The sequence below is a fragment of the Legionella quinlivanii genome (assembly GCF_900461555.1).
Taxonomy (GTDB): domain Bacteria; phylum Pseudomonadota; class Gammaproteobacteria; order Legionellales; family Legionellaceae; genus Legionella_C; species Legionella_C quinlivanii.
In genome coordinates, this window is sequence record NZ_UGOX01000001.1 from 1369542 (window position 1) to 1382439 (window position 12898).

Below are 12898 nucleotides of genomic sequence, written 5' to 3' on the forward strand. Positions count from 1 at the left end.
GCATGATAGAATTTAGCTTTTTTTCTGATTCATAAATTCCCTATGTGGAAATTTTTATACCAATTGGCATCGCCGCAACGCTTTTTTAACATGACTCAACGCTGGCTTGGCGTTTTGGGATGGCTTGCCTGTATCTTTTTAATCCTCGGATTTGCCTGGGGACTTATTTTTGCTCCTGCTGATTATCAGCAGGGTGATGCGTTTCGCATTATTTATATTCATGTACCTGCAGCTTTTCTTTCCTTATCTTTATACGGCTTTATGGCATTTATGTCCGTGCTGCTATTGATTTGGCGAATCAAGCTAGCGGGGCTGATGTTAAGCGCTGCCGCACAAACCGGTGCGTGTATGGCGTTTATTGCTTTGGCAACTGGCAGTATATGGGGAAAACCCATGTGGGGTACCTGGTGGGTATGGGATGCTCGATTGACTTCCGAACTTATTCTATTAGTTCTTTATATTGCTATCCTTGCAACTGGTGCAACCTTCAAAAATAAAGATCAGGGCGATAGGCTTGTGGCCGTTTTAACATTGGTCGGAGCAATTGATTTGCCTGTGATTCATTATTCAGTTTATTGGTGGAATACACTGCATCAAGGAGCGACATTGTCCTTATTGGCCAAACCAAAAATTGCACTGCCAATGCTGTATCCCTTGTTATTGACCCTTGCAGGATTTGCCTTCTATTGCGTATGGGTTATTTTACACAAAGCGGGTAATGAGCTGTTAATACGTGAAAAGCGTCAGCATTGGGTAAGAAAACTCCTGGAAGAAAATGTATGATTAACGAATTTATTAGCTGGTTTTCTATGGGGGGGTACTCCATTTATATCTGGCCAGCCTATGGCCTGGTTTGCGTGCTGCTGGTTATGAATTTGCTGGGCATTAAATGGCAGCGAAAACAAACCCGAAGAAAATTGCAGCGTTGGTTAAAGAGAAATCAGTCATGAATCCTGCTCGTCGCAAAAAATTAATCCGGCTAGTATTTATTGCTTCTGTTCTAGGAGTTGCGGCTGCTCTGGTGATGTATGCCTTAAGGCAGAATATCAGCTTGTTTTATACGCCAAGCCAAATTGCATCTGGAGAGGCGCCTCGTCAGCAGGTGATTCGCGTGGGCGGCATGGTTGCCGTGGGAAGTGTGATTCGTTCTGAAAAGGATTTATCTGTCCAGTTTGAACTGACCGATTTCAACCAGAAAGTTACGGTCCATTATCGAGGCATCCTGCCTGATCTGTTTCGGGAAAATCAGGGAATTGTCACAAAAGGACAATTACTGGATAACGGGCAGTTTGCAGCCACGGAAGTATTGGCTAAACACGATGCTAATTACATGCCTCCTGAAGTGAAGGCAAGTTTGGCTAAAACAAAGAGAAATATAAATTAATGATTGCTGAAATCGGTTTGTTTAGTCTCATTTTAGCGCTGCTGTTTGCAGTTCTTTTGGTCTCTGTGCCGTTTGTTGGGCTTATCAGGAACAATGCTGTTCTTATTAAAAGCGCAAATTATTACGTGGTCGCTTTGTTTGCTTTTGTTGCATTCGCCTATCTCTGTTTGACAGTTTGTTTTCTAAATGACGATTTTTCGGTCTCCTACGTGCTTTCTAATTCCAGCCTGTCCTTGCCCTGGTTTTATAAACTTTGTGCTGTATGGGGCGGGCATGAAGGCTCAATGCTCTTGTGGGTGTTTATCTTAAGTTTCTGGACTTTAGCCGTTAGTCTGGCCAGTAATTCGCTGGATCCAAAATTTCGAGTGCGTGTCCTGATTGTACTTGCCCTGCTTTGCATTGGTTTTTTACTCTTTCTGCTGCTCACCTCCAATCCATTTCTACGTCAGTTTCAGTTGCTTGATACAGAAGGCCGCGATCTGAATCCTTTATTGCAGGATCCGGGATTTCTATTCCACCCGCCGATGTTATATATGGGTTATGTTGGGTTCTCGGTGGCGTTTGCATTTGCTATGGCCGCTTTGTGGGCCGGGGAGTTTGAGCCAATATGGGCAAAATGGACCCGCCCCTGGACTCTCGCCGCATGGTGCTGCCTAACCGCTGGCATCACACTGGGAAGCTGGTGGGCTTATCGGGAATTAGGCTGGGGTGGCTGGTGGTTTTGGGATCCGGTGGAAAATGCATCGTTTATGCCATGGCTGGTCGGCACTGCATTATTGCACTCTCTGGCAGTCAGTGAGCAGCGTAAACAATTTATTGCCTGGACTTTGCTGTTAGCGATAACCGCTTTTTCTTTAAGCCTTATCGGTACTTTTTTAGTTCGCTCCGGAGTTTTGACTTCTGTTCATGCCTTTGCTGTGGACCCGCAAAGAGGATTATTTATTCTTGGATTTTTATTAGTAGTGATTGGCGGCTCTTTGCTGATTTTTTCTCTGCGAGCTAAACATCTGCAGAAGCAGGGAAGTCCCAGTATTTTTTCGCGAGAGAGTGCTTTATTACTTAACAATGTATTTTTAGCTGTGGCCATGCTGACAGTACTTATGGGCACTGTTTATCCATTATTAGTTGATGGTCTCGGTTTAGGCAAACTCTCTGTAGGGGCGCCATATTTCAATGCCGTATTTGTCCCTCTGATGATTCCTCTGTTAATTGTTATGGGTTTAGGCATTCATTTACGCTGGCATCAGGATGCGGTGCGAAACACTTTTAAAAAGCTGTTGCCGATAATTGTATGCAGTTTCCTGTTTCCATTTATCCTGCTTTTATGCCTTGCTCCAGAAATTGATGGGTATTGCCTACTGGGCTTATGTTTAGCCTTTTGGATTATTTTAAGCACCCTGTTTCTACTCGTTATAAGAATAAGACAGCGAGGTATTCATGGAATGACTCAGGCATTATGGGGAATGTTATTCGCTCATCTTGGCGTAGCTGCAACCGTAATTGGCATTGCTGTTTCAACAGCTTACGGTATTCAGGATGATGTGCGCATGGCGCCTGGAAGTAAAGCCTCACTGGCAGGTTATGTGATTCAATTTGTACGGGAGTCGTCCTTAAGCGGACCGAATTATCACGGAACGCAGGCTGAGTTCAGAATTAGTTCAAAAAAAGAAGTAAAAACGATTTATCCGGAAAAACGCGTTTACAATGTAGGAAAAATGGCAATGACAGAATCTGCCATCGACGTAAGTGTCTTTCGCGATATTTATGTGGCCCTGGGAGAGCCTCTCGATGATACATCCTGGTCGGTTCGGCTCTATTTTAAGCCTTTTATACGCTGGATTTGGGGTGGGGGATTCCTTATATTGGCAGGTGGTATTTTGGCCTTGTCCGACAGACGATATTTTCAGGCGAGAAAAAAGCAGGCGGTTCACCTTCACCCTGAGATTTCAATATGAGAAAAGTATTTATTCGTAGCATTCCATTCTTGTTATTTGTTGTACTTGCTGCTTTTTTATGGAAAGGCCTTTCGCTTGACCCGCAAAAACTTCCCTCTGCCCGCCTCGGGCAATCTTTGGGTTCCTTCAGTTTACCACCGCTCCAGCAAGAAGCGCCGGCATTTACGCCTGAATTATTTAAAGGACAGATTGTTCTGTTAAATGTCTGGGCAAGCTGGTGTGAAGCCTGCACAATGGAGCAGCTTTTTCTGATGCACCTTGCAGGACAAGGTGTGAAGATTTATGGCGTGAACTATAAAGATAATCCCGAAGATGCTCGTAAATGGCTAAAAGAATGGGGAAACCCCTACGTGGCTGTGGGAGAGGATATTAAGGGCAACCTGGCTATGGATCTCGGTGTTTATGGTGCGCCTGAAACATTTCTGATTGATCAAGAGGGAATTATTCGCTTCAGACATGTGGGCATCCTTGACGAACAAAGCTGGACAAGCGAATTTCTACCCCGTATCAAAGAGTTGGAGAAAAAAGCATGATGAAAGCCGTTCTGGCGGCCATTCTGGCTATTTTCATGGCGAATACAGTATACGCCAATTCCATGTATCCATTGGAAACAGAGAGACAGGAAGCGCAATTTAATCATTTGTTAAAAGAGTTGCGTTGTCTGGTCTGTCAAAATCAGGATCTGGCAGATTCACACGCTGATTTAGCGAAAGATTTACGCCAGCAAGTATATGTGATGGTGAAAGATGGGAAAAGTGATAGCGAAATTATTAATTTTCTAACCGATCGCTATGGTGATTTCATATTATTTAATCCGCCAGTGAAATCCATTACGCTGGTCTTATGGTTTGGCCCGGCCATTTTTCTCATGATTGGATTTTTTATATTTTGGCGTACGTGTCTGAGGCAAACTGTAAATGAGTGAATGGTGGTTAGTTTCTTATCTCGGCCTGATATTGCTTCTGGCGCTTTTGGTAATTGCCTGTTCTCTCAGGCCGTTTAAAAAAACCATGGCTTTTATCAGCCCCTTAATTATTATTCTGGTTAGTCTGGCTTATTGGCAATGGGGTGGGTGGTTTGAGTGGCAGGAGTTTGTCAGCAAGGAACGAAATCAGCAACAGATTAAGCAGGTCTTATCAACCATTAAAAATACGGATGAATTAATAGAAAAACTAAGGGCTCGTTTAGACGATAGCCCGGCAAGCGCCCGTGGCTGGTATCTTTTGGGAAGGCTTTATGCGAGCCAGAGTCAATGGGCCGAGGCAAATAAGGCATTCAAGAAAGCCTATCAATTTCAGCCCGACGATGAAAAAACCATCGTTAACTATGCGCAAAGCCAGCTTCAATTGAATGATGGGAAATTTAACAGTTCAGTTAAAATGCTTTGCCTGAAATTGTTAAAAATGAATCCAGAGCAGCCTGATGCTCTATCTATGCTGGCTATGGATGCTTATCTGAATCAGGATTACAGCTCCGCTATCGCCTATTGGCAGCGATTACTCGCCCTTGTTCCGCCAAAATCCAGGGATGCAATCATGATTCAGAAAGCAATAAGCAAAGCAATTTCCAAAGCGGGTAGCTAGTAGCAAGGCACGGGGCAGCTACCCGTTGCTTCATAAACAATTGACAAGCCATCATTAATACTGTCACAGTAAATTTCCACACCATTAGACAACAGGGAGTTTCTAATGCCGGAAAAACGTGCTCAGCAACTATTAAACCGTCTATTTGCAAAAATTGATTTGAAAACAAATCCAGAGCTTATTTCCGGGATCCTCTCAAATCTTGGAATGGATCAATTTGAACCAGAGGATGAGAATATTTCCACATTTCTTAAACTCATCAAAACAGAAGCAATAGATGTCAGTGCTTTGGTTCATAAACTGATTGCCATTATTCTGGATATAGAACCTTTTGCAAATTTACTGGAACAAATCGAGAAAGATAAACTGATTTCAGAGCGAGAGTTTGAAAAAATAGTACCCGTAATCAGACTGCAAATTAATCTTTTGTGTCTTTTTGAAGCGTTCGCAGCCACAATGGCTAACAGTCGCAGTTTTAACGAGGACGTGTACAGGTTCATTCTGCGCCAAAGACACACACCGATGCCTGGAAGTCCCTTGGGTTATTTATTTTTTAATAAAAGAAAAGATGCTTCAGCCTTTAAGACTATCAAGGTTATTTCGGTGGATCCCGCCCAGACGGCGGGTGCTTTTCTGCGGCAGCTTGATGGCAATAAAGATCCGCAATTTGTCAGGAAAGAAGCCAAAAAATTTATTAAAAAATACGGTTTGTCCTTGTGGAACAAAAAAATAAGCCCGAAAGAATTTGATCATGAATACTATGAATCGGTTAAAAACGTAGCCCTCAACATCCTTGAGGCAACCGCAGAAGATGCTCATCAGGGTGCTTATGCGAATGCCTGCAGCGGCTGCGGTTTAATTGCCGACATGGAGCATCAGGCCTATAGCAATCGTTATGTGGCAAGAAAAATGGTTTTACCTCAGGGAGAGGAAGCCAGCCCTGATTTTAGCCACCCTTTATTACCGCAATTAAAATTAAATCCTCGCCCGAAACTGGTGTGTGAGTTTTTAATCGATAAACTATGGCAGGATCTTTATACCAGCTGGAATAGCTATTTTGTGGCCAAAAATTTCGATCCGGTTTTTTTAATAATGAAATTACTGGTTCCTTCAGTTTGCGGTGCTGAACCGGTTCATTATCTTGAAACCAGAGTGTTTCTATTGTTTCTGGTGGGCAATCTTTTCCATAATTGCCGGGTAGACAGTAATCTTTTTTTTCAGACTGGGTTTAAACTTGAACATCAAGAGCAAATCCTCAGGATTTGGGGTGAAATTAACAAAGAGTATGCTGAAAAAGTACTGAAGGAACACGGAAATAAATTCATTAATACCGATCAGTTATATCGCCGTATTATCGGCTCTTCGCCTTTTATGTCTGTAACCAATAATCTGTATCATTTTATTAAAGATTACGAGCATTTCAGCGTTTTGCCAGAAGAGAGCGAGGGTCTGTGTATTATCAGTTAATGAGACGAATTTTTGCATTCTGTTAATCTTCGTATACACTAAATTCATTACTAATAATGGTATTTATTCAGGGAGGAATAAATGAAGAATGCAGCCTATCAAATTATGGAATTAACCGGCACATCCCCCGATGGAGTAGACGATGCAATTAATGATGCAATTCTGCAGGCGTCCAAATCATTCGGTAATCTTGCCTGGTATGAAGTAATCAGTACAGGTGATGTTATTGAAGGTCAGAAACGAAAGTTTTATCAGGCACAAATTAAGTTTGGCTGCCACGCTCATTAGATATTGTTCCGGCAAATAACCTGTCGTCTTAGCGAACAACGTGAAGCAGTCCAGACCGAAACATGATCAAACTTAGGAGCTGCTTCGCTTACGCTCGCAAAGACTGTTTTTTGTGCGCTTATCTTCATTTACGCCTCAACCCTCGGCTGACAGGTTTTTTTGCAATTTATTGAGACAAACTGCTCGTATAGCCTGTAATTTATCTCAAAGTTATGATATAATATACGGTTAAACTCACCTAGGAGTTAACATGGCGCTTTTAGTTTTACAAAAAGCACTCACCTTTGATGATGTGCTCCTTGTTCCCGCTCACTCCACTGTATTGCCTAAAGAAGTCCTGCTCAAAACTCAATTAACTCGTGATATCCAGCTCAATATCCCCTTGATTTCTGCAGCAATGGATACTGTAACCGAGGCTCGTCTGGCAATTGCTATGGCACAGGAAGGCGGCATTGGAATTATCCATAAAAATATGACAATTCAGGCTCAGGCCGAGCAAGTCAGGAAAGTTAAAAAGTTTGAAAGCGGGATGGTGAAAGATCCTGTCTCTGTGACCCCCAATGTTACTGTCCATGAGCTTCTGGAAGTGATGGCGCGGCATAATTTTTCAGGTGTACCAGTAGTTGAGAACGACCAACTGATAGGTATTGTCACGAGCAGAGATATTCGTTTTGAAACGAATCTGTCTTTACCAGTATCTGCCGTTATGACTCCCAAAGAGCGATTAGTAACGGTAAGAGAAGGCGCAAGCCGTGAAGAAATCAGAAGTTTGTTGCATCGACATCGTCTGGAAAAACTCCTGGTTGTGAACAATGCATTTCAATTACGAGGGTTGATTACAGTTAAAGATATCCAAAAAGCAAAAGAAAATCCCTTCGCTTGTAAAGACAGTTCTGAGCAGTTGCGGGTGGGAGCTGCCGTTGGTGTTGGTGAAGGCACTGATGAGCGCATTGAAGCCTTAATTGACGCAGGCGTTGATGTAGTGATTGTAGATACTGCACACGGACACTCAGAAGGTGTTTTAAATCGGGTGCGATGGATTAAAAAGAATTTTCCCTCTATTCAGGTCATTGGCGGTAATATAGCAACGGCCGATGCCGGAAGGGATTTAGTTGAAGCAGGAGCAGATGCGGTCAAGGTAGGCATTGGCCCAGGGTCGATTTGTACAACCCGTATTGTGACAGGTGTTGGTGTGCCGCAAATCACCGCTATTGCCAATGTGGTAGAAGGAGTTAAAGGCGCTGTACCGGTTATAGCCGATGGAGGAATACGCTTCTCTGGCGACATTTGCAAGGCACTGGCTGCCGGAGCTGATACAGTAATGCTGGGCGGGATGTTTGCAGGTACCGAAGAATCTCCTGGTGAAATTGAACTGTATCAGGGCAGAACCTATAAAAGTTACCGCGGAATGGGATCAATCGGTGCAATGTCTCAGGCACAGGGTTCTAGTGACAGATATTTTCAGGATGCGAGCCAGGGAGCTGAGAAACTGGTTCCTGAAGGTATTGAAGGCCGTGTTCCCTATAAAGGGCCAGTGCAAACAATTATTCAACAAATGATGGGTGGTTTGCGTTCCTGCATGGGGTATACCGGATGTCAGACAATTCAAAGCTTGCATGAAAATGCCCGATTTATTGAAGTGACTAATGCAGGTATGCGGGAATCTCATGTGCATAATGTGAGCATAACTAAACAAGCACCTAACTACCAGGTGGATAATTAAAAAATGAGTTCTATTAAACGGCAACCTATTCTCATACTCGATTTTGGTTCACAGTACACCCAGCTTATCGCCCGCCGAGTCCGCGAGATCGGCGTGTATTGTGAAATTCACCCTTATGATTTGTCACAGGATGAGTTTTTGAAATTATCTCCCTGTGGCCTGATTCTTTCAGGTGGACCGTCTACCGTTACTGAAGTAGAAACACCTTCTGCGCCTTCCTGGGTTTATGATTGTAATCTTCCTTTATTGGGTATTTGCTATGGAATGCAAACAATGGCAGCTCAACTGGGTGGAGAGGTTCAATCCTCTTCGTTACGTGAATATGGCTATGCGGAGCTACGTTTGCATGGTCATAGCCAACTGCTCAGTAATATTGAGGACAGAACGACAGAGAATGGTGATGCCTTACTGGATGTCTGGATGAGTCATGGAGACAAGGTGAGCCGTCTTCCTCCCGGGTTTGAAGTGATCTGTGAAACCAGCAATGCGCCAATTGCCGGCATGGCTGACGAATCCCGGCACTGGTATGGTCTGCAATTTCATCCGGAAGTCACTCATACTTTGCAGGGCTTAAGAATTTTAAAACGTTTTATACTGGAAATTTGTAAGGCCAGTTCGGATTGGACTCCGGGTAATATCATAGAGCGATCAATTGAAGTGATTCGCGAAAAAGTGGGCAATGATGAGGTATTGCTTGGCCTTTCTGGCGGAGTGGATTCTTCGGTAGTTGCTGCTTTACTCCACAAAGCGATTGGTGACCAGCTGACTTGTGTGTTTGTTGATACAGGATTGCTGCGCTTAAACGAGTCCGAGCAGGTAATGGCTATGTTTGCCAGACACATGGGCATTCGGGTCATTGCTGTCAATGCGGAAGAGCGGTTTTTACAAGCATTGGAAGGGGTTGATTGTCCCGAGAAAAAACGAAAAATTATTGGCCGTACCTTTATTGAAGTATTTGATGACGAAGCAAGCCGCATTCCAGGTGTGAAATGGCTTGCACAGGGTACTATTTATCCTGATGTCATTGAATCAGCCGCGACAAAAGGGGCTTCTGCTGTTATCAAATCTCATCATAATGTGGGCGGACTTCCTGAAACTCTGAATCTTAAACTTATCGAACCCATTCGTGAGCTTTTTAAAGATGAAGTACGGAAAGTTGGCCTTGAATTAGGCCTGCCTCATGATATGGTTTTCCGCCATCCCTTTCCAGGCCCCGGGCTTGGCGTGCGGATATTAGGTGCTATAAGAAAAGAATATGCCGATATTTTACGACAGGCAGATGCCATTTTTATCGAGGAATTGCATCGCGAAAATCTGTATCACAAGGTCAGCCAGGCTTTTGCTGTCTTTTTACCCGTCAAAAGTGTAGGCGTGATGGGAGATGGGCGCCGTTATGATTTTGTAATTTGTTTGAGGGCGGTGGAAACCATTGATTTCATGACCGCACATTGGGCGCATTTACCCTGGGAGTTTCTTGCTAAGGTTTCCAACCGTATTATCAATGAAGTAGCAGGGGTTTCGAGAGTAACTTATGACATCTCCGGCAAACCGCCAGCCACCATTGAGTGGGAATAAAGACCGTTACTGGATGTGGCAAGCCTATGAACAAGCCAGGCTTGCCCAGGCTGCCGGTGAAGTACCTGTGGGGGCCGTACTGGTATCCGCAGAAGGCCGGCTCCTGGCATCGGGTCATAATCGAGTAATTACTGACAATGATCCCTGTGCACACGCTGAGATAGTTGTTCTGCGTCATGCCGCTCGGACAATGAAAAACTACCGTTTAAATCATACTATACTGTATGTCACTCTCGAACCCTGTTGTATGTGCGCAGCGGCCGCTGTTCATGCGCGTATTGACAGGCTGGTTTTTGCGAGCCGCGACTTCAAAGCGGGAGCTGCTGGAACCCTGCTTAATATTCCGGCTTTGGACTTTTTAAACCATCGTTTAAAAATAGACGAAGGCATTTTACAGCAAGAATGCTCGGATCTGCTCAGTCAGTTTTTCAAGGAAAAACGAAAACAGTCCACTTTACCTTAAATCGAAAAACTCTCTACAGCGAATTGGGGCCCAACTCCGGGGTGAAACTTGTGTTGCATCAAAAACGTTCTCGTGTTTTCCAGGACTAAGCCGAAAGGATCTGCATCTCCATCTAATACCAGAGAATTAATTCGCGTCTTTAACAAAGAATCAATCATGGGTTGCGTTGTGGATTTAAAATAATCAATTCTTGCCTGTATCGCCTCTTTATTATCATCGGGACGTCCGCGCTCCATCAGATTTTTTACCATGGTACTTTCTTTAGCATTTAAGTAAATTAGAGCTGCGGGTTGTCCAAAATATTTAAAGAAATAGTCCAGTTGTCTGGGATTTCTCGGGAATCCATCAAGAAAGACTGTATTGCTTTTCCAAAGACAGGGCTGTGCTAAAAGCGCTTTAATTACCAGCTTATCGGGAAGTAATCCTCCCTTGTTCATAAGAGATTTTAACTCCACTCCCTTGAAAGGCTCATTCTGGAAATGCCTTCTGAACAGATCGCCAGTCGAAATATGAGGAAACTCCGGAAAGTGTTTTGCCACAGTGGTTTTTCCAGTTGCAGGTCCTCCCATCAAAAGAATGATGTTTGCTGATTTACGAAAAAAGAAGGGGCGCATAAATGAATAGATAAATCGGAAAAAAAGAGTTTTTATCATGAGACGATAAAAAGTGCAAACTGTTTAAAATGTTTAAAGAAATCTTAGGAGTCTTTTCTCCTTAGGGAGAGAGTTAGAGAGTGTTTAACCCAACCCCCACCTTAAGTTAAGGACCTTTGTCATTCCCGGGAAGGCGTTGTTGCTTGGATAAAGATAAGTGTACAACAAACTGTCTTTGCGAACAAAGTGAAGCAATCCAGATCCTTACTTTATCCAAGTTTCGATCTGGATTGCTTCACTTTGTTCGCAAGGACTACATATTGGTTGCTTGGTTCTATTTACGCAACAATGCCTGGCGGGCACGACAGTTCAATATACAATTGAGCTTAACTTAATGGCAGTGTCTCTATCCCTTTTTATGCCCAAGACATAAAACAATTCATTGACTGAAGATTACTCAGTTTGAAACCAGCACTTGTGATTGACGTAAGTTAAGCATTACTTTTACTAAACACACAATGAGAGCTAATGAGAGACCGATCATTAAATAAGCAAGCATGGCAAGCGGGCTGCCGGTGCTTTGAATAAGCCAGGTAACAATAAAAGGGGCGAAGCCGCCAAATAGCATTACGCTAAAGTTGTAGCTGACAGAAATCCCTGTTGTTTGTATAGGATCAGGAAATAAATCAGCAATCATTGGTGCAAAACTCGCCAGGTAAAATCCCATCAGAGCCGTCATGGTGATCTGAATCAGCGCAAATAATGCGATCTGATGAACAAGCATCAGGTAACTATAAAGAGGAAATGCCAGTATCAATTGACATGACAAGGACAAGATCGCCAGTGTCACAGGATTGATGCGATCAGCCAGCTTACCGCCAAAAAAGATACTGATTAAACCGGCGCATAATCCGATGAAACAACAGAAATAAGCTTCATTCAGAGAAAAATGCAAATATAAATGGGCATAAGTGGGCATGTAATTAATAATCAGATAAAGTGGAACGGACGCTCCGGCAACCAATCCCATTCCGCAGATGATATTAAAAGGCGGCAGATCGCCCAATTTTGGATTTAAAGGATTCTTTTCGATAAGAGAGCTGGCAGAGTGTTTAAACGTTTTTCTTAATAATATTCCAACCGGCATAATCAGTAAGCCAAGCAAAAAGGGTAAACGCCAGGCCCAGTTTTCAATAGTTTCTGTTGTGTAAAATTCAGTCATCAATAAGCCGACAACTGTTCCCATTGCAAGCGCCAGCAGTTGGCCAAACATCTGCCAGGAGGAATAAAAGTAACGATTTTTTTCTGGGGCCATCCGGATAAGAAGATTAATTGCTGTTCCAAATTCGCCGCTGGTCGCCAGACCTTGCAGCATGCGGGCAATAATTAGGATATAGGTGGCGTAAATGCCAATATCTCGATAGGTTGGGGTACAGACGATTAGAAATGTCGCGAAAGCCATTAAACTGATAATCACCAGCATTGCTGATTTCGAGCCGTAGCGATCAGCAAATAACCCAAAAATAAGGCCTCCCAGGGGGCGCAGACAAAAGCTGATGCCAAATGTCGCTGTGGTGGAAAGAAGGGAGCTTAGCGGATCCTGGGAAGGAAAAAATAGCCTGGAGATGAAAACCAGCATAAAGGAGAAAACTACAAAATCATACCACTCTAATACATTACCAATAATGATGGCTGTCAATTGCCATTTATTCAATCCCTGATGATTCATATTATCCTTATGACAAGCTAAGTGATGCTTATGGATTAGAACTATTATGACAGTTAAAATGTCTAAATCAATTAATCAGCTAAACTAAGAAGCGCTTAATCAGACATGATTTCATCGATTTGCATAAGGCATGATCAC

14 protein-coding genes are annotated in these 12898 nt (G+C 43.3%); 12 read left to right on the plus strand and 2 right to left on the minus strand.

Annotated elements, in window-relative coordinates; genetic code table 11:
• Nucleotides 1-27: 27 nt before the first annotated feature.
• The 12 genes from ccmC to tadA all read left to right on the plus strand — a co-directional run bounded on the left by ccmC (nt 28) and on the right by tadA (nt 10438).
• The gene (gene ccmC / locus DYH61_RS05840) at nt 28-783 is read left to right on the plus strand and encodes a heme ABC transporter permease CcmC (protein ID WP_256595721.1); all 756 of its coding nucleotides are present in this window, start codon (nt 28-30) and stop codon (nt 781-783) included.
• Nucleotides 780-950: a heme exporter protein CcmD gene (ccmD, locus tag DYH61_RS05845; RefSeq protein ID WP_255665307.1), complete on the plus strand. Its 171-nt coding sequence runs from the start codon at nt 780-782 to the stop codon at nt 948-950. Before ccmC ends, ccmD begins: the two co-directional genes overlap by 4 nt.
• The gene (gene ccmE / locus DYH61_RS05850) at nt 947-1384 is read left to right on the plus strand and encodes a cytochrome c maturation protein CcmE (RefSeq protein ID WP_058506723.1); all 438 of its coding nucleotides are present in this window, start codon (nt 947-949) and stop codon (nt 1382-1384) included. The genes ccmD and ccmE overlap by 4 nt, the downstream gene beginning before the upstream one ends.
• A complete protein-coding gene (locus DYH61_RS05855; RefSeq protein WP_058506722.1) occupies nt 1384-3339 on the plus strand; it encodes a heme lyase CcmF/NrfE family subunit in 1956 nt (651 codons plus the stop codon). Before ccmE ends, DYH61_RS05855 begins: the two co-directional genes overlap by 1 nt.
• Nucleotides 3336-3872 carry a DsbE family thiol:disulfide interchange protein gene (locus DYH61_RS05860; protein WP_058506721.1) on the plus strand — a complete coding sequence of 179 codons (537 nt, stop codon included), beginning with the start codon at nt 3336-3338 and terminating at the stop codon, nt 3870-3872. The genes DYH61_RS05855 and DYH61_RS05860 overlap by 4 nt, the downstream gene beginning before the upstream one ends.
• Complete coding sequence (locus tag DYH61_RS05865; protein WP_058506720.1) at nt 3869-4264, plus strand: cytochrome c-type biogenesis protein; 396 nt, start codon at nt 3869-3871, stop codon at nt 4262-4264. The genes DYH61_RS05860 and DYH61_RS05865 overlap by 4 nt, the downstream gene beginning before the upstream one ends.
• Nucleotides 4257-4922 (plus strand): tetratricopeptide repeat protein, encoded by a 666-nt coding sequence (locus tag DYH61_RS05870; protein ID WP_058506719.1) that lies wholly within the window; start codon nt 4257-4259, stop codon nt 4920-4922. The genes DYH61_RS05865 and DYH61_RS05870 overlap by 8 nt, the downstream gene beginning before the upstream one ends.
• A gap of 105 nt (nt 4923-5027) precedes the next feature.
• Entirely contained in the window at nt 5028-6389 is a 1362-nt protein-coding gene (locus DYH61_RS05875; protein WP_058506718.1) for a hypothetical protein, read from the plus strand.
• 81 nt (nt 6390-6470) lie between these two features.
• Nucleotides 6471-6677 (plus strand): dodecin family protein, encoded by a 207-nt coding sequence (locus DYH61_RS05880; protein WP_058506717.1) that lies wholly within the window; start codon nt 6471-6473, stop codon nt 6675-6677.
• Nucleotides 6678-6927: 250 nt separating this feature from the next.
• A complete protein-coding gene (guaB, locus tag DYH61_RS05885; protein ID WP_058506716.1) occupies nt 6928-8400 on the plus strand; it encodes an IMP dehydrogenase in 1473 nt (490 codons plus the stop codon).
• A gap of 3 nt (nt 8401-8403) precedes the next feature.
• Nucleotides 8404-9975, plus strand: coding sequence for a glutamine-hydrolyzing GMP synthase (gene guaA, locus DYH61_RS05890; RefSeq protein WP_058506715.1), 1572 nt, complete (start codon nt 8404-8406; stop codon nt 9973-9975).
• On the plus strand, nt 9932-10438 hold the full coding sequence (gene tadA / locus DYH61_RS05895; RefSeq protein ID WP_058506714.1) for a tRNA adenosine(34) deaminase TadA: 507 nt from the start codon (nt 9932-9934) through the stop codon (nt 10436-10438). Before guaA ends, tadA begins: the two co-directional genes overlap by 44 nt.
• Here tadA and DYH61_RS05900 read toward each other — a convergent pair.
• Both DYH61_RS05900 and DYH61_RS05905 read right to left on the minus strand, forming a co-directional pair.
• On the minus strand, nt 10435-11091 hold the full coding sequence (locus DYH61_RS05900; RefSeq protein ID WP_083499163.1) for a nucleoside monophosphate kinase: 657 nt from the start codon (nt 11089-11091) through the stop codon (nt 10435-10437). The genes tadA and DYH61_RS05900 overlap by 4 nt on opposite strands.
• 397 nt (nt 11092-11488) lie before the next feature.
• Nucleotides 11489-12760: an MFS transporter gene (locus DYH61_RS05905; RefSeq protein ID WP_058506712.1), complete on the minus strand. Its 1272-nt coding sequence runs from the start codon at nt 12758-12760 to the stop codon at nt 11489-11491.
• Nucleotides 12761-12898: the final 138 nt, after the last annotated feature.